This is a genomic window from Exiguobacterium sp. RIT341, assembly GCF_000632205.1.
Taxonomy (GTDB): Bacteria; Bacillota; Bacilli; order Exiguobacteriales; family Exiguobacteriaceae; genus Exiguobacterium_A.
This window is the reverse complement of the sequence record NZ_JFYW01000001.1, coordinates 249685-273474: the sequence shown is the minus strand read 5'-3', so window position 1 is coordinate 273474 and position 23790 is coordinate 249685. Positions and strand designations below refer to the sequence as shown.

The following is a 23790-nucleotide window of genomic DNA, read 5'->3' as shown; positions in this document are numbered from 1 at the left end:
CAAGACGAAAGGACAGGATTTTTTCATGATCTATCTCGATTACGCAGCTACTACTCCGCTGCATCCACAAGCACTCGATCATTATAAACAAGCCGCTCAGTCGTTCTACGGCAACAGTTCTTCTCTTCATGACATCGGTGGGGATGCAGAACGCCTGCTTCAACGAGCACGACAGTATCTGATGCAACAATTAGATCAAAAAGAAGGATCTATCATCTTTACAGGAAGCGGTTCAGAAGCAAATTACATCGCTTTGACACACTTGATACGACAGAGTAACAAATCAGTTGTCTTGACACTTCAGTGTGAACACGACTCGGTCTTGCTTCCACTTGCGCGCTGGGCACAAGAAACACGTCATCTTTCTCTACTGCCGGACGGAACGTTCGACTGGGATCGATTCGTTACGGCTTGTACGGAAGAGGTTGGTGTCGTCTCGATTCAACACGTCAATTCGGATACCGGTTTTCGGTTCCCAGTCGAACGAATTGCAGTATATTGTCAATCGCGCGGGGTTCTGTTTCATTGCGATGGGGTTCAAGGATTTTTAAAAGATGATATTACCATCGACTCCTTTGACGCTTACACGATGAGTAGCCATAAAGTCTACGGTCCTAAAGGGTTAGGTGCCCTGTATTTGCGACGACCGCTCTTTAGTCCCTACTACGAAGGACATCATGAGTTCGGGATTCGCCCAGGCACAGTCGATGTTCCGGGAATTGCCGCCTTCATCGCTGCCTGTGAGGCGTCGCGCTTAGAAAATCCAGGAATCCAGGCATCCAGTCAGGTATTTCGTGGTATGCTAAAAAAAACATTGTCTTCGTCTCGTTATCTGATCGTTGAATCTCCAACGCAACTGGCTTCCATCTGTGCCATCCATACGAAACAACGGGACGGTCAATACGCGTTGCTCGCCTTGAATCGTGCTGGAATCGCCGTTTCCGCCGGTAGTGCCTGTCGGGCTGGAGAAAATGGTCCGAATGCGACATTACGCGCCATCGGCTTCGATGAATCGGCGGCTCATGGATTGATCCGACTCAGTTTTGGAAGACACACGACGAACGAAGAAATCGAACAGTGCATTGATGTGTTGAACACGATCTCATGACACTGGAGAAAGGTAGGAGACATCATGGGGAAACGCATCTCCGGAGAAGAACGCCGGAAATCATTACTTCGTATGATTGAGGAAAGTGAACAACCTGTTACGGGAACAGCACTGGCGAAACAAGCAGGCGTCAGCCGCCAAGTGATCGTGCAGGATTTATCATTGTTAAAAGCAAAAGGATATCCCGTCATCGCGACAGCTCGTGGGTATTTGATCAATGACCCTGAAATCGACGGTTCGAAATTACGCCGCAAGATCGTCTGTCGCCACGGCATCGATCAATTAAAGGATGAGTGTGACGCCATCGTTGATGAAGGGGTCGTCATCCGGGATGTCATCATCGAGCATCCTGTCTACGGCTTCATTACAGGTGAGTTGATGCTAAAAAGCCGCCGAGATGTCCGTGTACTGCTTGAACAGCTAGAGGAGACACAAGCTACTCCACTGTCGAGCCTGACCGACGGAGTCCATATCCATACGCTTGAGGCGGATCATGAAGACGCACTGGAAGCCGCTATTGCGAAACTCGATCGTCTCGGAATTCTCGTTTCGGAACTCGATGTCTGAACATTAAAAAACCGCCTATTCCTAAGGAATGAGCGGTTTTTATTGTTACATCGATTCAAGCGGTAGCTCTGGCATCATAGCGGGAGGATCAAACGTCGCTAAGACTTTCCGGACGCGGCGGTTCTCGATATGCAAGACCGTCAACGTGACACGTTCATAACGCATCGCCGTTCCGACGTCCGGCAGCTGTCCGCTCTCTTCCATGATCCATCCCCCGAGTGACTGGGCATCGGTGTCCGGCATCGTCAATTGAAATTGCTGACAGAAGTCTTCAATGTCATACTCCGCTAGACATTCGAATTGTTCTGGACCAATCCGTTTCGTGTATTCCAATGATTCATCGTGTTCATCCCAAATCTCCCCGACGATTTCTTCTAAAATATCCTCAAGGGTGATCAGACCTGCCGTCCCTCCGAACTCATCGAGTACGACTGCCATATGGGACTGCTTGACTTTGAGTTCCGGCAATAAATCCATCAATCGTGTCTGTGGTACGACGAACGATACCGGTCGAATCCATTCCCGGATATCGACGGAACCATTCTTCACGTATGCACGCAGAAAGTCCCGCTCCGATAAGACACCAATGACGTGATCAATCGAATCTTTATAGACCGGTAGACGAGAATAGCCACCCTTCTGGACCTCTGCAAGGATGTCTTCGAGCCGCGCATCGATATCGATCGCTTGAATATCCATGCGTGGCGTCAAAGCATCCTCGACCGTCACATGTTGAAAATCAACCGCCTGGTGGACAAGTTCAGCTTCAGCGATTCCCATGATTCCCTCTTCCTGACTGATATCGACGAGTGCCTTGAGTTCCTGTTCGGTCACGAGTGGCCCTTTCGGATCGGCTCCAATCAATCGAAGCGCAAACTGGCGTAAGCGGAGTAACAGGAAGACAAGCGGTCGAAAGCACAGTAAGAAGAAGCGCAGTGGACGTCCGATCAATAACACGTAACGTTCCGTATGCTCACGGGCATACGATTTCGGAATCAATTCCCCGAACAACAGCAACAGAAAGAACAGCCCAAGAAAGGCAATGGTCTGCGTTGCGATCGTCTCGGCGAACTGGATGATCCACCAGCCGCCAAACAAGATGAAGCCGACATTGACGAGCGTATTCCCGATCAAAATCGACGTCAATGTCTCCTCATAACGTTGAAGCAACCGAAACACACGGGACGCACGCGCGTCCCCTGCTTCAGACTGGTGCAACAACCGCAACCGATTGACACTCGCGAGTGCTGTCTCGGCTGAGGAAAAGAACGCGGATAAGATGAGAATCGGAATTAACCAAACGAATGAAATCATGGGCAATGGGTCCACGATGCTTTCACACTCCGTTTCTTAATGGAATGAACCGCTTAGAAGGATGACTCAACGAATTCAAATTCGAAATCACGGATTCGAACGACATCGCCGTCGATTGCACCAAGACGACGTAACTCTTCGTCGACACCCATTTGACGCAGTGTCCGAGCGAAACGTTTAATCGATTCTTCACGCATGAAGTTCGTCATAGTGAAGAGTTTTTCGATTCGTGGTCCTTTGATGACGAAGCAGTCGTCTTCATCTTTCGAAATCGTAAAGCCGGCTTCAGGTGCTTCATAACCGTAGACGACACGTGGTGTCGCTGTTTTCTCTTCGAGTTCCTCAAGACCGAATTCTGGCGTCGCATCAACGAGGTCAGCGATTCGGAATAACAGATCACGTAATCCTTGGCGTGTTGCTGCTGAAATCTCGAATACTTCAAGCTCTGGGAAAGCTTCCTTGAAGGCTTCGAGATGTTCTGCCGCATCCGGCATATCCATCTTGTTCGCGACGACGACTTGTGGACGCTCTGTCAAACGAAGGTTATAGTCTGCGAGCTCTTTATTGATGATGTTGTAGTCTTCGATTGGATCGCGTCCTTCCATCCCACTCATGTCGATGACGTGGACGATCACTTTCGTCCGCTCGACGTGACGGAGGAACTGGTGACCGAGTCCGACACCTTCACTTGCACCTTCGATCAATCCTGGCAAGTCAGCCATGACGAAGCTACGGCTATCTTCCGTTTCGACGACACCGATGTTCGGTGTGATCGTCGTGAAGTGATATGCTCCGATTTTCGGACGTGCTGCTGAAACGACCGATAACATCGTTGATTTCCCGACGCTTGGGAAGCCGACGAGACCAACGTCTGCTAGCATCTTCAGTTCAAGCTTCAAGTACTTCTCTTCTCCTGGCTCACCGTTTTCTGCGTGCTCTGGAGCTGGGTTGGCTGGTGTCGCAAAACGTGTATTCCCACGTCCGCCACGTCCGCCTTTTGCGACGATTGCTTGTTGTCCGTGATGGACGAGGTCAGCGATGACCGCATCCGTATCATCATCGTAGACGACTGTGCCCGGTGGAACCTTGACGATTAAATGCTCGGCTTTACGACCGTGCATGCCTTTTGACATTCCGTTTTCACCTTGAACTGCTTTAAAGTGACGTTTGTAACGGAAGTCCATCAATGTCCGAAGTCCTTCGTCGACTTCGAGGACGACGTGAGCTCCGTGACCACCGTCACCGCCGGCTGGTCCACCGTCTGGAACGTATTTCTCGCGACGGAACGCTACTTGTCCACGTCCTCCGTCACCTGCTTTTACATAAATATTTACCTGATCGACAAACATGTCGGATCCCTCCTCTTACTTCTCTTCCTCAAACGGAAGACTTTCAATCTCAATCACACACTCATTTTCCGTCTGCGACTCGATTTCCATCGGCGTCACTAGATCTTCAAGGCGCGACATATCTAGTAGATCCCGATAGATCTCGATGGTCACGCCCTCGTGAAAGGTCACGGATACTTCTCCTACTCCTACATCAATCATGGTGATGGCTGCTTCGACGAGTTGCTTCAGCCGCTCATCTTCCATGTGGGGTGCTCCGATGACATCATACGTCACAGTTTTGCCTGACCATTCAGCTTGCAATAACGCCAGTGCGGTTTTCGGCAATCCGATTTGCGCTAGACGTCCTTCCCGAGATGCTTGATCCCGGTATGCCGAACAGATCGACTCGACTGCTTGTTCGTCTCCGATCGCGCCATACGAACGGACGAGTTGTATCCGGTTCAACCACTCGTGACGAAGAGTCTTTAAAAGATCAAGTACCTGTTGTTCCTCCATCGGTCGTTCCCTCCTAAAAAAAACAGACCCTAACCCTCGAAAGTGGCTAGAGTCTGCTTCGTCGATCCTTATGCTGGGTAAACGCTGACTTGTTTCTTGTCGCGTCCGAGACGTTCGAAACGAACGACACCAGTTGCAGTTGCGAAAAGTGTATCATCGCCACCACGTCCGACGTTCATACCTGGGTGAATCTTCGTACCGCGTTGACGGTAGAGGATTGAACCAGCAGAAACAGTTTGACCGTCTGCACGTTTCGCCCCAAGGCGTTTCGATTGCGAGTCACGACCGTTCTTTGTCGAACCTACCCCTTTTTTCGATGCGAAGAACTGAAGATTAAGTTTCAACATGTGGAATCCACCTCCTATACTTGTTCAAGTTGGATAAACTCACCGTAACTTTCAGCGATGGTACCAAGCTGGACCAAAGTCGCCTCCAGTAACAATTGGGTGCGTTCACTGACATCCGGTGCTAAGTCAGCATACGGTTCTACATAAAAGTAGCCACCTTCTTGTTGTTCTGCCATTTCAAGGAGCAGGACCTGCCCGAGTAATGCTTCTATGGCATTGTATGCCCCGAAGATCACCGACGATACGCCGGCACAGACAAGGTCGAGACCTGGTTCTGCAAACTCGGCATGTCCTGTCACTTCGATGGAGCGGACGAGTTCCGCTTCATCTCGTCGAATCTTGACACGTATCATGGCTTACGCTTCGATTTTCTCGATGCGGACCTTCGTGTAAGGTTGACGGTGACCTTGCTTACGACGGTAGTTCTTTTTCGCTTTCATTTTGAAGACAGTGATCTTTTTCGCGCGAGCGTGTTTGATGACCGTTGCTACGACCTTCGCACCTTCTACGAGTGGAGCGCCGACTTTAACATCGTCACCACCAAGGATCAATACTTCACCAAATTCAACTGTGCTGTCGACGTCTGCGTTTAATTTCTCAACGTAGATTTCTTGGCCAGCTTCGACTTTGACTTGTTTACCACCAGTTTTGATAATTGCGTACATTACGTGCACCTCCTCTTAGGAACTCAGACTCGCCATCACGGGCAGCAGATGCTTTAAAACCCGGTCTGTGCGGTTGTAGTCATTTGGGTGCTTCCAAACGAACTAACGTTATTCAGAATACCAAACGTTCTTCCACCTTGTCAATGCTGTTCTGAAGGATTATTCTGATCGCTTGATGAAATCGAGACAGTCCTGTGACGACCCAGTGAATAGGACGGCTGGATCGCCTTCTAACACGTGCACCTCGAGTGGTTGGCGAGAGATGAATTCGTCTTGTAACAAGTGACGCGGCGCGCGAATCACGACCGCTTCCGCATAGGTCGCAATCTCAAGCAATTTCGGTTCAATCAACCGATAGACGCTTAATCGTGTCCATTGACCGGATTCCTGCGATCGTTCCTGCAATGATTTTCCGTGTCGTTGTCGCGTCAGTTCGCATAAGCCCATCTTCGTAAACCCATAGACTTCGATTTGTTTCGTCTCGAGCACTGCCCGTTCTTTGAGGAGTTGAGTCACCCGCGTCTGCCCTTTACTTGAGCCACGTAAAAAATCGATTGCAATCATCCCGCTGATATTACGTAACCGTAATTGCCGCATGACTTCGACGGCAGCCGCTTCGTTGATCTGGTCAAACGTCCGCTTTTGTTCTTTGACCGAAATCGTCTTCCCACTGTTGACGTCGATGACAGTCATCGTCTCGACTTCTTCAATCAAGAGATACGCTCCTCCGTCGAGCCAGACGACCCGTTGCATCGCTTTTTCGATTGCCCCATCAATGGCTTCCATCTCAGGTAAGCGCCCTTTTCGTAGCGATCGTTCAACGGACAGACCGAGTAATTCGAGTCGTTCCTTTTCCTGACGCGTCATGACGAGCGCATCGGTGACATGCGGAAGTCGCTTCGCTTCCTGGACGATCAATGCCTCGTCTTGCTCAAGACGCGGCGCCTGCATGAGTTCTTTATGCCGTATCCGTAATGACTGTAACTCTTGTTTCAATTCGTCGATTGATGCTTTCGCTGCCTCCGTCCGGTAAAGAATCCCTTCTTCTTCCGTCGTCGTCAATTGCTCCGCCAGTTGACGCTGGACGACGAGATCCAACTTCCGACTGAAACGGACGCGGCGACCGTACGGGAAATAGACAAGATAACGTCCACCATAAGTGATGTTCTGCGTCACCTTGTGTTGCTTCGGTGCGACCCCTTCCTTGACGACCTGAACGAGCAATGTCTGCCCGACCTGGACGGCTTGTCCGATCGTTGGCACGTCCGGATAGCGACGAAGTGCTTCCACCGTTTCATTAAGCGGTAAGTAAAGCGGCGTACCGTCAGTCGCGATCAAAAAGGCTGCTCCGAGCGTCGGATGCAACCGGTCGACCTTGGCATAAACGAACGTTCCGACCCGGATCTCGTCACGCATCCGTTCATGATATTCAATCAATCGACCGCCTTCGACCAACGCCAATCGTTCGAGTGAAGCGGTCTGTTCACTAATCCATCGCATACTGATCCCTCCAAAAAAATTAGACTAGGCGCGACGATGTCGTCCTAGTCTAATTTCCCATTCTTATTTCATCCCAAGCATCTTCTTCAATTTGACGAAGAACCCTTTTTGCGGTTGTTCATTTAAATCAAGCAGTGGCACGGATTCTCCGAGAATCCGGCGGGCGATGTTCCGGTAGCCGAGTCCAGCCCGGTTATCCGGATTCATCGTCACAGGCACACCGCGGTGCGAAGCGGCGATGACTTCTTCATCATCGATGATCAGACCAAGCAGATCGATTGAAAGAATACGCATAATCTCATCGATATCGAGCATATCACCTGATGCCATCATGTGCGAACGCACCCGATTGATGACGAGTTTTGGAACGATGTTTCGTTCTGAGCGTTCGAGCATCCCAATGATCCGGTCCGCATCTTGGACGGCTGCTTTTTCCGGTGTCGTTACGACGACAGCTTCATCCGCTCCAGCAATCGCATTCATGAATCCTTGTTCGATTCCTGCCGGGCAGTCAATCAATACAAAATCGTATTCAAGTTTCAGCGTGTCGATGATTGCCTTCACCTGTTCGGGTGTGACGGAGGACTTATCCTTTGATTGAGCAGCAGGCAACAGATACATCTCTTCAAAACGCTTATCGCGGACGAGCGCTTGGTGCAATTTACATTGTCCCGTTACGACGTCAACGATGTTATAGATACTCCGGTTATCGAGACCAAGCACGATATCCAGATTGCGTAACCCGATATCCGTATCGACGAGACAAACCGAATGCCCCATCAATGCAAGTGCTGTTCCGATGTTCGCCGTCGTCGTCGTCTTACCGACGCCGCCTTTACCGGATGTGACGACGATGGCGCGTCCCATATTCGTCTTCGCCTCCATATGTACCTGTTCTTTCACTTGTTCCATATCCGTCACCCTCTTTCACTATCAATCGCAAACTGATCCATCCGCGCAAGCGGAACGGTTTGAAGGCGGGAGAATTCCACCCCGTCTTCGCCTAAAAATGCACAGCCCATATCGAGAGCAGGAATCGGTGCGTCATCCGGCTCCTCATGGACGGTTCCAGCGACCGCGACCCATTTCGGTTGCAACACACTTGCAGCGATGACTGCTTCCGTATTACCACCTTTACCTGCATGAACGGTACCACGCAAAGCTCCGAGACAATAGATACTTCCTGTCGCATGGACGACCGCCCCCGGATTGATATCTCCGATGATGACGATCGAACCTTCAACGTCTAATACGTGCCCACTGCGTGCGGTGCCACCAAAATAATGGAACGTCCGCTCTCCGTACAAGGCTTTTGCCTCATCTTTCGTGATGCACTCACTGTCATAGCCTTTGAAAGAGAAGGAATCATGTCGCGCGACGATAGATTCGACGGCCGTCAACACCCCTTCATCGACATAACGTCGACCGAAGAAGAAGGTGATGGGTACGGCGCGTCCGTTCTCGACGGATTTGTCCGCAAGCGTCAACTCTAAATCGTCAAGAAATTCATCCACACTGCACCTTTCATTCACATAGACGGCGAGGCCACCACGATGGCCTTTCATCGTTACATAACGTTTACGCTCAATCATGACTCATCCTCTTTTCTCGTCAAGGGTCGACTGCACGAGTCGGGTCATCGGATAATACAGGATGATGATCCCGATCAACTGGGCAACCAAACTCCTTGGAATGATCTGTGTCGCGAGTTCTTGGAAGGAAACCCCGACACCAACGACCGAAGCCGTGAAGAAATATATATCGAGTTCATACAAAATGGCACTGAACGTGAACGTGACGAGAATCGTCAATACGTTCTCCTTTACATATTTTAGCACGAAGCTACTAAAAAGCGGAATGGCGGATAACGCAAATAAGTAAATCCCGATAATATCCGAGTACACGAAATCATAGAGCAACCCGAAAACGAGTCCGAATCCGAGTGCTTGTTCAAGCTTCCCGTACCGACCGAGGAACATTAGACCGATCAAGGTCGTATGAATGACATACGGCGAACCATCTCCAAGCGGTCCCGCGAACAACGTTCCTTCTAAGATAAAAAGAAGGAACACGGCGAAAAACAACTTAACGTTATTCACGAGTGTTCCCTCCCTTATCGGTCTCAGCGAAAGGTTCCTTCGCTTCGCGTTCAATCACGAAGACATGACCGAACTGTTCGAAGTCTGCTGCCGGTTTGACGTATGCGATTTTCGAAGCCCCATACTGATCGGATTTCACTTCTTCGATTTTTCCGATGACGATCCCGCTCGGATACTTTCCACCAAGACCGGACGTCGTGACGGTCTGCCCTTTTTTCAGCTTCGCGTCGTTCGGAATTTTCGTGAACTTGAGTAGTTTCGTCTCTTCATCGAAGCCTTCAATCGTTCCGAAGACTCCTTTTCCTTTCGTGTCGTCTGCCGTTGCCGAAACGTTATTCGTCCGACTCGTATCCGACATCAACTGCACAAGGGACGTATAAGCGCTCGCCTGGATGACGCGACCGATCAATCCATCTGCTGTTACGACGGCCATGTTCGGTTTGACCCCTTTTTGTTCGCCGATGTTAATCGTCACGAACCGTTGCCATTCGGACGATGTCCGCCCGATCATCTCTGCCGGTAACAGTTTATAGTCGCGAATCGAACCTTTGAGGTCGAGCATGTCTTTTAATTCTTTATTCTCACGCTCAAGATCACGGACTTTAACGGCATTGCCGGCATAGTCGTTCAATCGTGATTTCAAGTGTTCATTTTCTTTGTACACGTCACGCACTTCTTTAATCGAAGTGACCGTATCATCAATCCAGCCAATCGGTGTCGCGAAAAGGCGTTGACCGACGCCCACGGTATCACGCACGAAGCTTTGATACCAGTGGGATTGGTTACGCCCTTGTAGCGAAATCCCGATCAAGATCACCAAAAGGAGAAAACTAAGGAGTGTGATGAGCAGTTTTCGATTATTTAAAAATCGCTTCATCGCTCATCCCGTCCTTATCTTTTTTGCGAGATGCCTGATTTCGAACGAAGAACATTCATCATCTCGAGTGATTTTCCTGTACCGATTGCGACACAATCAAGTGCGTTTTCCGCAACGAGTGTCAAAATACGAGTTTCGTCTTCGATGACAGCGTCGAGGTTCTTCAAGAGTGCCCCACCGCCTGTCAAGACGATTCCGCGGTCCATGACGTCTGCTGATAATTCAGGAGGCGTCTGCTCAAGCGTGTGTTTGACACCTGCAAGAATCGCTTCGACCGTATCTGAGAGTGCGTCACAAATTTCAGCACTTGTGACTTCAATCTGTTTCGGAAGACCTGTGACGAGATCACGTCCACGGATTTCCATCGTTTCGTTTTCTGACTCTTCATCGATGCGAGCGTAACCGATCGTCATTTTCAACGTCTCAGCTGTCCGCTCCCCGATCATCAAGTTGTATTTCGATTTGATGTAACGAATGATCGACTCATCCATCTCATCACCACCGACACGGATCGATTGGCTCGTGACGATACCACCGAGTGAGATGACAGCAACTTCTGTCGTACCACCACCGATATCAACGACCATCGAGCCTGTTGGTTCTGAAACCGGAAGACCAGCTCCGATTGCTGCTGCGAATGGTTCTTCAATCGTGTACGCTTCACGCGCACCTGCAAGTTTCGCTGCATCTTCGACCGCACGTTTTTCGACTGATGTGATACCACTTGGTACACAGATCATGACGTTCGTCTTAGAAGAGAACAAGCCTTTTTTCTTCGAAGCTTGATCCATGAAATATTTGATCATCGTAGCGGTTGTTTCATAATCCGCGATAACCCCGTCTTTCATCGGGCGTCGTGCAGTCACGTTACCCGGCGTACGACCGATCATGTTTTTTGCCGCGTTACCGACAGCTTCAATTTTCCCTGTATCCGTACGGAAGGCGACGACGGACGGTTCGCGGACGACGATTCCTTGCCCCTTTACATACACAAGCGTGTTAGCCGTACCTAAGTCAATGCCGATTTCACGGCTGAATGATCCAAACATTATTCAAAAAACCCCTCTCTGAGAATACACTTCACTAATTATAACGGAAAAGCCTTCATTGGAAAGCGTTAAAACGTTACAGCTTGTTTACAGTTCGCCTTAGAAAACACACAAAAAAACGTCTGACGGAAAGAAACGAAACTTTCCCTTCAGACGTTATTCTTACATAAATCCGCGCTGTTTCATACTAATAAATTGTCCATGCCCGATGATGATGTGGTCAAGACAACTGATTCCAATGAGTCGTCCTGCCTCAACAAGTCGCTCGGATACCTCGATATCTTCCCGACTTGGCGTCGGATCACCGGACGGATGATTATGGACGGCAATGAAGTTCGCAGCCGAGCAGCGAATCGCTTCCCGGAAGACGTCTCGCGGGTGGACGATTGACGTGTTCAATCCTCCAATGAATAACGTCTTTTTCGAGACAACCTCATTTTTCGTATTCAAATACAGGCAGATGAAATGTTCCTGTTGATAGAGACGCATTTCTTCTAACAACAGCTCCGCCGCGTCTTCCGGTGAACGGATCGTCGGTCGAACCCACTTCGGTTCCGTGACGAGACGGCGACCGAGTTCCAGTCCCGCCATGATTTGCAACGCCTTTGCCTTCCCGACACCTGGTGCTTTCTCGAGTCCACCGACTCCAGCTGCCTCGAGTTCAATCAGTGAAGGATAGATGTGCAGTAATTCTTCCGCGATTTCGAGCGGTGTCCGGTCGCGCGTTCCGCTTCGGACAAGACATGCCAGTAACTCGACTGTCGTCGCTTGTGCTAAGCCTTTCAACTGAACCATATCCTTCGGCCATTCAATCACAGCATCCGACCTCTCTGTTTCAGGATTACGCAAACATCGGCTTGATCGCAAAGGACGCGAGACGTTTCATGATCTCGTGGATCGGCAATCCGACAACATTATAGTAATCGCCCTCGATCGCTTCGACGAACAGGCCACCCATCGCTTGAATACCATATCCACCCGCTTTATCATAGGGCTCGGTCGTCGCGATATAGCCTTCGATCCATTCGTTTGGCAATGCACCAAAACGAACGTGTGTCGTCACGTCGAATGTCTCTTCCTTCTCACCAAAGCGAATCGTTACTCCTGTCACGACTTCATGTGCGCGTCCCGATAGACGCGCGAGCATCGCCCGTGCCTCTCCCCTATCTGCCGGCTTCTCGAGAATCATATCGTCAATTGCAACGACTGTATCGGCTGCCAGAATGACACCGTCCGCTGTAATCGCTCGCGCTTTCTTTTGCGATAGATGACGGACGTATTCATGCGGGGACATCGGGTAAGGCGCTTCTTCAACGACATTCGCCGGTACGACTGCGTGAGCGATTCCGATTTGTTGCAGGAGCTCTGTCCGGCGCGGTGAAGCTGAGGCGAGAATCAAGTGTGGTTGCGTTATCATCAGTATCACGTTCTTTCCCATTAATTTCGAATCGCATAATTCGAGTCATCGAATAGTCTAACAAAAAACAAGCGGTCCCTAACAGCATAGGAACCGCTTGTTTTCTTTTAATTTCCTGTCACATCGACAAATGGATCCAACTTCGGCGTCTTCTCCTCGAGTGGCGTTTGCTTATCCGGCGTCAACTTCGTCAGGTCCGGACGATAATACGATTCGATCTCGACTGTGAATGAAAGCATCTCATCCTCAAGCAAGACCGTCCCACTACTCGGACCCGGTTCTTCCGGTCCCGATAACTGAATTTGGCGTAAGACCGTGATTCGATCCGTCCGCTCGATTTGTTTTAAGAATGCCATCAATTCAAGATACGACGGGGCTTCAACCGTCAATGACGCCGGAAGTGGCGTCGCATTCGCTGTGGTTGTTCCTGTCGCCGCAGCTGTTGTCGCTTGATCTTGATCAGACTCCGTCGCCATTGCTCCGTCAACGGCAGGCGTTGATGTCACCGGTGACTGTGGCGTTGTGGTCGCCTGACCAAACGTGATCGACTGGACTTTGACACCGGCAATCTGACTCGACGCGTTAATCGCATCGATGACGTCATCGTTCGCTGCCGTCACCGGGACTTTTTGTTGCAGGAAGCTCGACTCAGCGACGTCGACTTTCTGTTCGTTCGCTTTCGCTTGCTCGAGCACCATCTGTTCCCGTTTCAACGTCGCTTCTTTTTCTTGCAACGTTTGGTGTGTCGTATACGTCGTATAACCGAAGTAACCGACCGCACCGAGAACGATCAAGATCGTTAGACCGAGGAGGATGAAGCTACTATAACGTTTCAATTGTCCGGCACCTCCTCGATTTCAGTCGTTACATTCGGATCAGTCGTCTCCGTCGTCGGATCGGTTGAAGGAGTCGCTTCCGTCGAGCTATCCGTTTCCGATTCAGACGGCTGATCTTCTTTTGGTACTGTCGGATCAGCTTCGTTCGTTTCGCCTTTGACGACTTCCGTCGGGTTGACGTTCAACGAGAATTGTCCGATATAACGGGGTTCTTCTGATTCGGCATCATCCGACGGTGTGATTTCCGTCGTCGGAATTTCTTGCCCGGTCGTCGGATCAACCGTCGTCGTCGTGACGACATCCGCCTTTTCATTCATCGTCCGTGTCGTCACACTCGCAAGGTTCGTTCCTGAGAAGACTTTATCTGTCAACAATTCACGATAAAAATCGTTTAGTTCATCAAGCGTCTCGAATTGGGTCGTCATCGTCACGGCATGATTCGCACCATACGCGAATTGAAGGATATAACCGCGTTCCGGGAGATAACGGGTAATTCGTTCAAGCGTCGGCACGGCAGGACGTGGCGTCGTCTCGAGTCCTTCGACTGTCTGTTTGAGTTGCGCGACTTCCTGCTTCGCCGATTGGTCCGATTCCGACTGCAACTGACGGACGATCTGGATTTGATCGTTCGTCGATTCGACGCGGTCCGCGAATTGATCGGTTTGCCAGTAGAGATAACCACCAGCGAGTCCGCCGAACAACAACAGAATGAGTGAAGCGACAAGCGGATATTTCGGTGCTTCGTCATTTTCCGGTAATAAGTTGATGCGGTCTTTTCGCGGTGAAGCAAGACCAGCGAGCGGTAAGTACGCTCGTGGAATTGACTGTCCGTCAATCGTCATCATATCTGGAATTTCATCGAGACTTAAATCAAAGTTCGACCGGAAACGTGTTGCAAGTTCATCACGGAACGGGAAGTCCCCGGCAAGGACGACATTCGTGATCTCTCGTCCTTCGCGCGCGAGCGAAAAACGATAGAAATCGAGCACACGCGAGAACTCGAGCAACATCTCATCTAAGACGAGTTCGACCGTCGGATCATCCGAGCGGTAACGATAATGCAATTGATCATCGATGACATCAACATCCCACGCATCAGCCGCAAACGTGTCGACCGAGCGAATCAGACGTGGCACGTGATCTTCGATAATGATCAGCTGGTGATTCGTCGCATTCGCATTCCAGATCAATAACGTATCAGCTTCCGTCGCGACTGGGTGATGAGATTCAATCCCGAAGTAGGTCGCAAGCGGTTGAGGTTCAGCAGCAACCAGTCGCAAATGCTTTTGTTTGAACAGTTGCGTGTATTGCTTTAGCGCTTCGTTTGGGGCGGCATAGAGCATGATTTCCCGCTTGCCGTCTTCTTCAAGAACCGTGTAATCAAAATATGGTTCTTCAAACGGTAAGACGATACTATGTCCGATCTCCATAAACAAATAGCCACGGATTTGATTCGTCTCGATTGTCTCCGGAATATCAAGTTTCCGGGCGAGAACGAGTGAACCATCGAGCGCGAGCACCGCTTGCGAACCACGCGGTACTTTTAGTTTCGTCAGTAACCCGTCAAAGATGAAATCAAGCGAGGCTTCCGGCTGTAACCAGCCTCCTTGAAGTGTTCCTGGCGGCAGCGCGACGACTGCCCGGCGCTTGATGACGCCTTTTTTGACGACCGCACCGAAGATTGCGACGTCGGTAAAATTAAAGTAGATATAAGTCCCTTTACGCCGTTGCGCCATATGTACGTTCTTCCTTTCTTAAAGCAGTAAATCGAGGTACCACGATACCCAATCATCCGCAAAATAATATGTCAGTAATGTTCCGACGGCAATCGACGGAACGAAGGGAATGGGTTGTTTCCGTTTCACGCGTCCGAGTCCAAGTAATGTTAAGCCAAGAACGGAACCAACGAATGCCGAGACGAACAAGGCAATGACGACGTGAAGCGGTCCAAGGAAGATTCCGAGCAGTCCGAACAGTTTGACATCCCCTGCTCCCATACCACGACGGGAAGCAAGAAAGATGACGAATAATAGAACGAACCCGACGATTCCACCAATAATTGGATTATACCAGTTTTCGAGTGGAGAAAGGTAGCGCACAATCAAGGCAATTGGCAAAAAGATGAGTAAAATTTTATTCGGGATCAGCATGTAGGCTAAGTCCGACATTGTCAGGATAAATAACAAGCTCGTCAGGACGAGTGTCAACGCCAGTTCCATCGACCAGCCGAACTGCCAAAAGGCATAGGCGTAGAGAATCCCTCCGAGTAATTCAAGCGCTGGATACTTGATTGAAATTGATTGTCCGCAAGAGCGGCACTTCCCACCAAGTACTGCGTAACCGAGTACCGGTGTCAGTTCAAGCGGTCCTAGGACATGCCCACATGTCGGACAATGGGAGCGCGGATGAACGATCGACTCCCCGACCGGGACGCGCAGACCGACGACGTTCGTAAACGACGTGATGAGTAAGCCTAACAAGAAAAAGTAAACCGTGAAGACGATCGTCATGACACGACCTCCCTTTCAAAAAAGTTCAGAAAAAAACCCCCGAGGAGGGGGTGGGGATTATTTCACTTCAACAGCTGAACGCTTTAGTTCAGATGGATCTTGTTTTTCGAAGTAAGAATTTGTAGATTTTTTACTTGTAAGCGTGACTGTATAAGTATATTTTCCAGCACTTTCTTTAACAAGTACATAAGAATCTTTATATTCTGCATCCGAATTTAATGAATCTTTCATTTCATCGATATACTTACTTAATGACTCTTTACGTACTGGAACATCGGTGCCAACTGCTGTTGATTTAATAGCTTTTCCATCTTCATTAATTCCCAAGATAATTGATTCTCCTGCTTGAATCGGATTTGAAGAAGTATACAACTTCGCAGCCGATACCAATTGCTTCGCATCCGAAACAACGGCATCTTTACGTGAGTTCTCAATCAAACCACCGATTGCGACGACAGCGATTGCTGCAATGATTCCTAAGATAACGACGACGACGAGTAACTCTATCAACGTCAATCCACGCTCATCGCGCATTTGTTTTGCATCTAACCAGATTTCTTTTAAACGTTCTACCATTTTCTTTATGCCTCCCTAGTACTTTTTCACTGTTCTTGGTTAGTAGGTAATACTATCCAGATGAATACTATTATAGTAGCACCATATTTTTTGTAGAATATGTCTTTTTTTCACATCAGGTAAATGTTTTTACAATTGTCAACTCGCTTGTATATCCGAGTAAATTTTAAACATCGGTACGACGACGGCAATGACGATGACACCAACGATTGCTGCTAAAACAACGATCAAGAGTGGCTCAATAATCGACTTTAAACGGTCTGTCGTCGTCTCGACTTCTGTCTCATAGAAGTTCGCGACTTCCGTCAGCATCGTATCAAGACGTCCTGACTCTTCCCCGATTGCAATCATCTGCGTGACGAGAGGTGGAAAATATTTGTTTTTCTCAAGTGGTTCGTGCATTGGAATGCCACGTGCCATCGCTTCGTTGGCTCCCGCAATCCCTTTCCGGATGATCCGATTCGTCACGATCCGCTCTGTGATATCGAGTGAGGCTAAAATTGGGACGGAAGCATTAAGCAGGACGGACAGCCCCCGGGTCATCAAGGCAATCTGCGACTTTTGGATCAGAGGGCCAAAAACGGGAATAATTAATAAAAAGCGATCAAAAAATAGTCGTTGGCGTTCGTTTTTTAAATTAAAGTACAGTAATCCAATCAATCCAAAAGCAATTAGCAACATGACCCACCAGTACGCAACGAAGAAATCCGATACGGCAACGACGAGCTTCGTGATCAAAGGCAACTCACTACCGAGTTGATCAAAGATCGATGCAAACGTCGGGACGACGTTCATCATCAAGAAGACGACGACCCCTACGGCAACGAGTGAAACGACCGCTGGGTAGATCAATGCCGAGATGACTTTCCGTTTGATTTCATATTGTTTTTCAAGCTGGGTGACGATGTTATCAAGTGCTTCCTCGAGATTCCCACTTGCCTCTCCCGCCATCGCCATACTGACGAAGAATGTATCAAAGACCCGTGGATGTTTTTCAATCGCTTGCGAAAACTGAATCCCACTCCGTAAGTCATCTTCGACCTCAACGAGTGCCCGTTCAAGTGGTTTCGACTCCGTCTGCTTCCGCAGAATTTCCGTCGCCTTGACGATTGAGACACCGGACCGCACAAGTGTCGCGAACTGACGCGCATACATGACGAGATGTTCAATTTTCGGTTTTGCACTGAGAAACGTAATCTCGGTGTTTAATCCTTTCGACTCTTGCTTTTGAAGCGAAGTCACAGCAATCTGATCCGTCCGCAACCGTTCTGCGGCTTCTCGTTTCGTCAGTGCTGTAATCTTGCCTTTCTTTCGTTTGCCGGCCATCGTCCGACCTTCATAAATGAATACTGCCATGTGTTCACCCCGATATGTACGGTGATGCAGCAGAAGCCGGAATCAATCCCCGACTGACGAGATCCTGCAATGCCATCTGCATCGTCTGCATGCCGTATTGTTTACCCGTCTGCAGGACGGATTGAATCTGATATTCCTTACCGGTCCGAATCAAGTTCGAGACAGCTGGTGTATCGACCATGATTTCGAGGGCTGCGACGCGACCTGTTCCATCCGAACGCGGCATCAAGCGCTGCGAGATGACACCCGCAAGGACGTTCGCCAGTTGAGCTCGAATCTGATCTTGTTGCTCTGACGGGAAAACATCAATGATTCGGCTAACCGTTGAGGCAGCCGTCGATGTATGAACTGTCGCAAAGACGAGGTGACCCGTCTCCGCTGCCGTCACGGCGGTCGCAATCGTCTCAAGGTCCCGCATCTCCCCAAGCAAAATGACATCTGGATCTTGACGGAGCGCTGAACGTAAGCCGGTTGCAAAGCGTGGCGCATCGATCCCGATTTCTCGCTGATCGATTAGGCTTTTATGATGACTATGTAAGTATTCAATCGGATCTTCGAGCGTAATGATTCGTTTATACATCGTCTGATTGATTTCATTGATCATCGCTGCAAGCGTTGTCGATTTTCCAGAACCGGTCGGACCCGTGACGAGAATCAAGCCGTGTGGTTTCGTTAAGAATCGTTTTAAAACAGGAGGCAACGCTAATTGCTCAAGCGTTGGTACCTCAGTCGGAATCGTCCGAAACGCCATTGACAAAGCACCCCGTTGATAAAAGCAGTTGACCCGGTACCGAGCGACACCGGTCACACCGAACGAAAAATCGATATCCCGGTCCTGTTTCAGCTGTTGATACATCTCTTCCGTGATCAATGACTGCACAAATCCATCAATGATGATTGGTTTCATCTTCTCCGTCCCAAAAGGTGTCAACGTCCCGTTGATCCGAAAGACGGGCGGTGATCCCGCCGTCAAGTGAACATCTGACGCTCCTCGTTCTTTTGAGGAGCGTAAAATATCTTCGATTTGTGCCCGTTCCATCGTACTGTTCATTCTGAAATCACCGTCCGTAAAATCTCTTCTGTCGTCGTGATCCCGTTCGCGACTTTTGATAGACCATCTGCAAGTAGGAAGCGTTGTCCTTGCTCCTTAACGTACGCTGTGATGTCACTTTCCGTCGATTGATTCATGATCATTCGGCGTAACACTTCATCAATCATGATGACTTCTTGAATCGCAACCCGTCCGCGGTACCCCGTCATGTTACAAGACGAGCAACCACGTCCACGCATGACCGTCGTCGCTTCGATTCCTTCTTGATCAAATAACTCTTGCTCACGTGTTGAAATCGGGTGAACTTCGCCACAATCGCGACAGACACGGCGAACGAGTCGTTGAGCAATCAATCCACTGATTGAAGCGGCTACGAGGAACGGTTCGACTCCCATGTCAATCAATCGCGTGATCGAGCTAACGGCAGAGTTCGTGTGCAAGGTCGAAAGAACCAAGTGTCCTGTCAGCGAGGCGCGAATCGAAATCTCAGCCGTCTCGATATCTCGAATTTCCCCGACCATGACGACGTTCGGATCCTGACGAAGAATCGAGCGAAGACCACTCGCAAACGTCAACCCAATCTTCGCGTTGACTTGAACTTGGTTGATTCCATCGACTTGATACTCGACCGGATCTTCAACAGTAATGATGTTGCGTGACTCGTCATTCAACTCATTTAACGCGGCATACAATGTCGACGATTTCCCGGACCCAGTCGGACCGGTGATCAAGATAATCCCGTTCGGGCGCTTCAGCATCTCCCGGAACTGTGACTCGTTTCGCGAACTAAAACCGATTTTTGAAATCGAGATGTTCGAGTTGGAGCTGTCAAGAATCCGGATAACGACCTTTTCACCGTAAACCGTCGGCAAGGTCGAGACACGGAAATCATACGGTAACCCGTTAAAGACATATTTAATCCGTCCATCCTGTGGTAAGCGTGACTCGGTGATATCAAGTTCACTCATGACTTTGATCCGCGTCGTCAAAATGCTTTGAATCTGTTTCGGATAATTGTTCTCCGTCCGCAACTCTCCATCAATCCGGATTCGGATCGTCATCGAAGTTTCCTGCGGATCCATATGAATATCCGATGCACGCTGGGCAATCGCGTTCTCTAGAATTTGATTGACGAGTCGGATGATGGGTGCATCTTCACGCGTTACGACATCACGAGATTGATCCGACTCCATCATGTCATCGGATTCGAGTAGCTCCCGTAACGACGAATCAATGTCATAATACTTCAGGATCGTTCGTCTGATTTCGTCACGTGTCGCGATTCCGACATCAATCGATAAACCGGTCTGCATACGTAAATCATCGATCGCGATTAAATCCATTGGGTCTGCCATGGCAATAAATAAACGGTTTCCTTCCCGATAAACCGGAACGAGCGTGTGCCGCTGTGCCAAGTCTTTTGAAATTAGTTTCGTGACAGCTACGTCAACTGGATAGTTGTATAGCTGGATGATCGGAATCTTCAATTGATGGTGCAGTGCTTCTAATAGTTGTTGTTCCGTCAAGTGCCCGAGTCGAAGCAGTGCATCGCCGAGTTTTTCGGTCGATCGTTTGACCGTCAACGCCTCTTCGACTTGCTGTTCCGTCACAAGGCTTTCTTCGATCAACATTTCCCCTAAACGTTTTCGTTTCATTGCCATTTAACGAGTCATCCTTCCGCGTGCCATGTTTCTTCTTCCTCTAACACATCCGGTTTTTGATGTTTTTCATCAACTACACTTGTCACGACTGCCGTCAACAGACATAAGACGACAATCCCCGTGAGAACGAGTGGGTTCGTGATCCAGTCGAGTTGAATACTGAAATAGATCAACGTCACGATCAAAATCGCCGCAACAGATAAAATCGCTTTCGTCGTCACCGTCGTCACATAAGGAATCGTCACCGCAAACATCAGTCCACAGATGATCGTCGCTAGACCGATAATGATACCGAGTTCAATTGCTATCGTCGTCCAGTTCATCTCTTCTCCTCCTTCTTATCCGACAGGTTCCCCTGTCGTTTCACCTTCTACTGGTGAAGCAGGGTCACCCGTTTCATTACTATCCGGTGTGTCGGGTGTCGTCGGACTTGTCGGAGACGTTGGTGTATCCGGTGTCTCAACTCCGTCCGTCTGCGGTTCATCCGTCGTTTGATCGTCTGTCTCATCTGTATTCGTTGAATCATTGGAATCATTCGTATCCGTCGAATCATCAGAGTTCGTGTCGTCTTCCGGTTCAGGTACGACGACAGGTGCTTGTTCTTCTTGACTACTCTTTGTGATGATTGCTGGGATTGCTGCATAGAAATCAAGGGATAATAACTGCTTTTTCTCACCTTGAGTCGTCTTCGTCACGCGATAGACTTCGATTGACTTTCCGTCCTCTCCCGCTTGAGTATCACTTGTCGTTCCTGCCGTAAGCGTTGCAGAATAACGTGTAATCGTCCGGAACGGAATCGATTTTTCGCCTTCAAGGACGGTCGTAACCGTTTCTTTGAACGGCGTGCCTTGCAATTCAAGTGTGACATCACTTCCGTTTTGTGTCGCAACGACACGATAGATCGATGCTTGTGTATTACGAACGGCAAAATCTGTTTTCTCATCAATTTTGACGTCATATCCTAGTGTGATGCCGTCTGGTAATGACGTATGTGGCATCCGTTCGACGATTTCAAATGGAGTCTTTGCGAACAGTTCGTATAACTTACTGCCAACATATGATCCCGCGACCGCATCCATACCGTACGTCTTGACATTCATTAATTGTCCCGGCTTGATCTCCACATTCATCATCGCCGTGATCATCTGTTCTTCAGCGGCAGACCGCGTCGAGAATGATACTGTCGATACGACCTCACCTGCCGGATCGACTGCAGCTTCCGATTGAGCAGGATCAAAGTTCCCTTCCTGTAACATTTTACTCGTATCAATTAACCATGTCTTAAAAGCAAGGCGTTGCTCATCCGAGTAACTGATTGGCTGTGACGCCAGAAAGTTCTCAAGCGTCGCTTCGTCTACCGCAACCATCAAGTCTCCGCCTTTTTTCAAAGAAGCTTTTTTTACAGAGTCATCAGCGTTGATTTTCACGACTTCTGTTGGAATCGGTGTCGTCTCTTCTCCTGTTCCAGTTGACAGCGGCGTTTTCTTCGTCCACTCCGTAATCGCTTTCTCGACTTTCGATTGTGCTTCCTTTCGATCCATGCCACTGACTGGAACCGATCCAATACGTGCTGTCTCAGAAAATGTCGTAGGTGCCGTTGCTTTACCGGTAAAGGAAATCAAGGCAAACGATGGTACGTAAATCAGGGCTACAAGTACAAGTAATAAGAGTGTATGTATAACAAAACGCTTTGGATTAATCATCATCTGTTTCCTTTCTGTATGAATTTAATCATTTCAGGTGCCTAGTATTTCCATTATAATGAATATTATGATGAAACATAAGTCCTATCCTGACAAATCCTTTCATGATCTGTGAATAGGTGCTGTTTTTGATTTTCTAGAAAAATCATTGAGGACCTTTCATTCTCATCTATCATGAAGTAGAGGTGAATCCATGCATCGCGAGCAAGGCGGTTTTTCGCTAATCGAAGTACTAGTCAGTATCACGATTTTATCTATCATATCGGTATCTCTTATCAGTATTTTTTCTCAGTCACTAGCTGCTTCGCGTGACAGTACAGAGTTGACGTTCGCGAATTATCTGGCAAAAAACGCAACATCTTATATCAAGCGAGAAGCTTTAGAAGCGACACGTGACGAACCATTCGCTTTTAGTTCTCTATCTACACAAGCAGACAAAGCCACTTATCTAAATGGAAACTATGTCATTCCCGAGCCCACGTCTCCTTCTTGTGGACTATCGGCTATATGTACATCAATCTTTACTAATCCTGAAATCAATAATATTGCCTTTGACGTCAAATACAGTGTGACACCTCGGAAAATAGAAGGAGTCGTTAATCCAAATCTTCTTGACTTACATGTATTCGTCTATATAGAAGGTACATCTGAACCGATTACGTCATTGAAAGGATCGATTACGAATGCGACGCTCAATCAAAGTTTTCCGACAACAAAATGATGGATTCTCACTTGTCGAATTGCTTGTTGCGATCGTCATTGCCTCGATCTTTAGTGCGGTCATTTTGACCGTATTCATTTCGGGTACGAAAAGCTTTCGGGCAACTGGGATCATCACTGAACTACGCAGTGAAGCTGATAGTCGAGTCGGTATCATCTTAAATGAAATCAGTGGATTTGATGCAATTCGGGTCGATGAAGCAAAACAATTATCGTTTTATAAAAGATCACTTCCTGTCTTAAACGCCGATACTGGATTACTTGAACGCGCCAGTGGATTCGAACCTTTTGACGCAACAGAAGAATCATCTTCTTCAGAAGAGAAAGCGAGACCAGTCCGTTATACATTCGCAGAACAAACACTGGACAGTACCGAACTAACGTATGAATCAGCGACACAGTCAATCGACGACCAAACTGATTTACTTCAGACTTTCAAGTTATCGAGTCCGGAGTATCAAACCATTACATCAGGAACGTATCCGGGTCGTTACGTCATTCACGGTATTTTAACGATTACAACTACAATTCAATCGACAGATCAAGAGGAAGTTCAGACCTTCACGAGTACGATTGGATTTTAACTC

Annotated in this window: 27 protein-coding genes and 1 other annotated feature; of the genes, 4 read left to right on the top strand and 23 right to left on the bottom strand. The window is 48.7% G+C overall.

Translation table 11 applies throughout. The features are described from left to right. Positions 1 to 25 precede the first annotated feature (25 nt). Both BW42_RS01340 and BW42_RS01335 read left to right on the top strand, forming a co-directional pair. Complete coding sequence (locus BW42_RS01340; protein WP_035406497.1) at positions 26 to 1108, top strand: cysteine desulfurase family protein; 1083 nt, start codon at positions 26 to 28, stop codon at positions 1106 to 1108. Positions 1109 to 1132: 24 nt separating this feature from the next. Further along, positions 1133 to 1675, top strand: a complete 543-nt coding sequence (locus BW42_RS01335; RefSeq protein WP_035406494.1) for a transcription repressor NadR — start codon at positions 1133 to 1135, stop codon at positions 1673 to 1675. 45 nt (positions 1676 to 1720) lie between these two features. Here the strand turns inward: BW42_RS01335 and BW42_RS01330 are convergent, their stop codons facing one another. The 23 genes from BW42_RS01330 to BW42_RS01220 all read right to left on the bottom strand — a co-directional run bounded on the left by BW42_RS01330 (position 1721) and on the right by BW42_RS01220 (position 22486). After that, positions 1721 to 2989, bottom strand: a complete 1269-nt coding sequence (locus tag BW42_RS01330) for a hemolysin family protein (protein WP_231496834.1) — start codon at positions 2987 to 2989, stop codon at positions 1721 to 1723. Positions 2990 to 3042: 53 nt separating this feature from the next. Beyond that, complete coding sequence (gene obgE, locus BW42_RS01325; protein ID WP_035406491.1) at positions 3043 to 4338, bottom strand: GTPase ObgE; 1296 nt, start codon at positions 4336 to 4338, stop codon at positions 3043 to 3045. Between the two features lie 15 nt (positions 4339 to 4353). Continuing rightward, positions 4354 to 4836 (bottom strand): Spo0B domain-containing protein, encoded by a 483-nt coding sequence (locus tag BW42_RS01320; protein WP_035406489.1) that lies wholly within the window; start codon positions 4834 to 4836, stop codon positions 4354 to 4356. Positions 4837 to 4904: 68 nt separating this feature from the next. After that, positions 4905 to 5183: a 50S ribosomal protein L27 gene (rpmA, locus tag BW42_RS01315; protein WP_012370976.1), complete on the bottom strand. Its 279-nt coding sequence runs from the start codon at positions 5181 to 5183 to the stop codon at positions 4905 to 4907. A 14-nt stretch (positions 5184 to 5197) separates the two neighbouring features. Beyond that, positions 5198 to 5536: a ribosomal-processing cysteine protease Prp gene (locus BW42_RS01310; protein WP_023468945.1), complete on the bottom strand. Its 339-nt coding sequence runs from the start codon at positions 5534 to 5536 to the stop codon at positions 5198 to 5200. A gap of 3 nt (positions 5537 to 5539) precedes the next feature. Further along, a complete protein-coding gene (rplU, locus tag BW42_RS01305; RefSeq protein WP_012370978.1) occupies positions 5540 to 5848 on the bottom strand; it encodes a 50S ribosomal protein L21 in 309 nt (102 codons plus the stop codon). 15 nt (positions 5849 to 5863) lie between these two features. Continuing rightward, positions 5864 to 5933: a sequence feature (ribosomal protein L21 leader region), on the bottom strand. Positions 5934 to 6007: 74 nt separating this feature from the next. Next, positions 6008 to 7348 carry a ribonuclease E/G gene (locus BW42_RS01300; protein ID WP_035406486.1) on the bottom strand — a complete coding sequence of 447 codons (1341 nt, stop codon included), beginning with the start codon at positions 7346 to 7348 and terminating at the stop codon, positions 6008 to 6010. A 63-nt stretch (positions 7349 to 7411) separates the two neighbouring features. Further along, positions 7412 to 8215, bottom strand: coding sequence for a septum site-determining protein MinD (gene minD / locus BW42_RS01295; RefSeq protein ID WP_029342255.1), 804 nt, complete (start codon positions 8213 to 8215; stop codon positions 7412 to 7414). 50 nt (positions 8216 to 8265) lie between these two features. Then, on the bottom strand, positions 8266 to 8940 hold the full coding sequence (locus BW42_RS01290; protein ID WP_035406484.1) for a septum site-determining protein MinC: 675 nt from the start codon (positions 8938 to 8940) through the stop codon (positions 8266 to 8268). A 3-nt stretch (positions 8941 to 8943) separates the two neighbouring features. Further along, complete coding sequence (gene mreD, locus BW42_RS01285) at positions 8944 to 9447, bottom strand: rod shape-determining protein MreD (protein WP_035406481.1); 504 nt, start codon at positions 9445 to 9447, stop codon at positions 8944 to 8946. Further along, on the bottom strand, positions 9440 to 10324 hold the full coding sequence (gene mreC, locus BW42_RS01280) for a rod shape-determining protein MreC (protein WP_035406478.1): 885 nt from the start codon (positions 10322 to 10324) through the stop codon (positions 9440 to 9442). Before mreC ends, mreD begins: the two co-directional genes overlap by 8 nt. Positions 10325 to 10338: 14 nt before the next feature. Next, positions 10339 to 11373 carry a rod shape-determining protein gene (locus BW42_RS01275; RefSeq protein WP_029342258.1) on the bottom strand — a complete coding sequence of 345 codons (1035 nt, stop codon included), beginning with the start codon at positions 11371 to 11373 and terminating at the stop codon, positions 10339 to 10341. A gap of 162 nt (positions 11374 to 11535) precedes the next feature. Beyond that, positions 11536 to 12168, bottom strand: coding sequence for a DNA repair protein RadC (radC, locus tag BW42_RS01270; RefSeq protein ID WP_050677672.1), 633 nt, complete (start codon positions 12166 to 12168; stop codon positions 11536 to 11538). Positions 12169 to 12214: 46 nt separating this feature from the next. After that, entirely contained in the window at positions 12215 to 12790 is a 576-nt protein-coding gene (locus BW42_RS01265) for a nucleoside triphosphate pyrophosphatase (RefSeq protein ID WP_035406475.1), read from the bottom strand. Between the two features lie 107 nt (positions 12791 to 12897). Further along, a complete protein-coding gene (locus tag BW42_RS01260; RefSeq protein ID WP_035406472.1) occupies positions 12898 to 13626 on the bottom strand; it encodes a hypothetical protein in 729 nt (242 codons plus the stop codon). Continuing rightward, entirely contained in the window at positions 13623 to 15362 is a 1740-nt protein-coding gene (locus BW42_RS01255) for a fimbrial assembly protein (protein ID WP_035406469.1), read from the bottom strand. Before BW42_RS01255 ends, BW42_RS01260 begins: the two co-directional genes overlap by 4 nt. Before the next feature lie 18 nt (positions 15363 to 15380). Continuing rightward, positions 15381 to 16136 carry an A24 family peptidase gene (locus BW42_RS01250; RefSeq protein ID WP_035406466.1) on the bottom strand — a complete coding sequence of 252 codons (756 nt, stop codon included), beginning with the start codon at positions 16134 to 16136 and terminating at the stop codon, positions 15381 to 15383. Between the two features lie 57 nt (positions 16137 to 16193). Further along, positions 16194 to 16712, bottom strand: coding sequence for a type II secretion system protein (locus BW42_RS01245; protein ID WP_050677605.1), 519 nt, complete (start codon positions 16710 to 16712; stop codon positions 16194 to 16196). A 138-nt stretch (positions 16713 to 16850) separates the two neighbouring features. After that, a complete protein-coding gene (locus tag BW42_RS01240) occupies positions 16851 to 18068 on the bottom strand; it encodes a type II secretion system F family protein (RefSeq protein WP_035406463.1) in 1218 nt (405 codons plus the stop codon). Positions 18069 to 18072: 4 nt separating this feature from the next. Continuing rightward, positions 18073 to 19119: a type IV pilus twitching motility protein PilT gene (locus BW42_RS01235; RefSeq protein WP_035406460.1), complete on the bottom strand. Its 1047-nt coding sequence runs from the start codon at positions 19117 to 19119 to the stop codon at positions 18073 to 18075. Further along, positions 19116 to 20780, bottom strand: a complete 1665-nt coding sequence (locus BW42_RS01230; RefSeq protein WP_035406458.1) for a GspE/PulE family protein — start codon at positions 20778 to 20780, stop codon at positions 19116 to 19118. The genes BW42_RS01235 and BW42_RS01230 overlap by 4 nt, the downstream gene beginning before the upstream one ends. 8 nt (positions 20781 to 20788) lie before the next feature. Next, on the bottom strand, positions 20789 to 21103 hold the full coding sequence (locus BW42_RS01225) for a hypothetical protein (RefSeq protein WP_035406455.1): 315 nt from the start codon (positions 21101 to 21103) through the stop codon (positions 20789 to 20791). A 15-nt stretch (positions 21104 to 21118) separates the two neighbouring features. Further along, the gene (locus BW42_RS01220; protein WP_035406453.1) at positions 21119 to 22486 is read right to left on the bottom strand and encodes a G5 domain-containing protein; all 1368 of its coding nucleotides are present in this window, start codon (positions 22484 to 22486) and stop codon (positions 21119 to 21121) included. A gap of 190 nt (positions 22487 to 22676) precedes the next feature. Here BW42_RS01220 and BW42_RS01215 point away from each other — a divergent pair, with 190 nt between their 5' ends. Together BW42_RS01215 and BW42_RS01210 are read left to right on the top strand one after the other, a co-directional pair. Continuing rightward, complete coding sequence (locus BW42_RS01215) at positions 22677 to 23204, top strand: prepilin-type N-terminal cleavage/methylation domain-containing protein (protein WP_035406451.1); 528 nt, start codon at positions 22677 to 22679, stop codon at positions 23202 to 23204. Next, the gene (locus BW42_RS01210; protein WP_035406449.1) at positions 23167 to 23787 is read left to right on the top strand and encodes a type II secretion system protein; all 621 of its coding nucleotides are present in this window, start codon (positions 23167 to 23169) and stop codon (positions 23785 to 23787) included. The genes BW42_RS01215 and BW42_RS01210 overlap by 38 nt, the downstream gene beginning before the upstream one ends. Positions 23788 to 23790 lie beyond the last annotated feature (3 nt).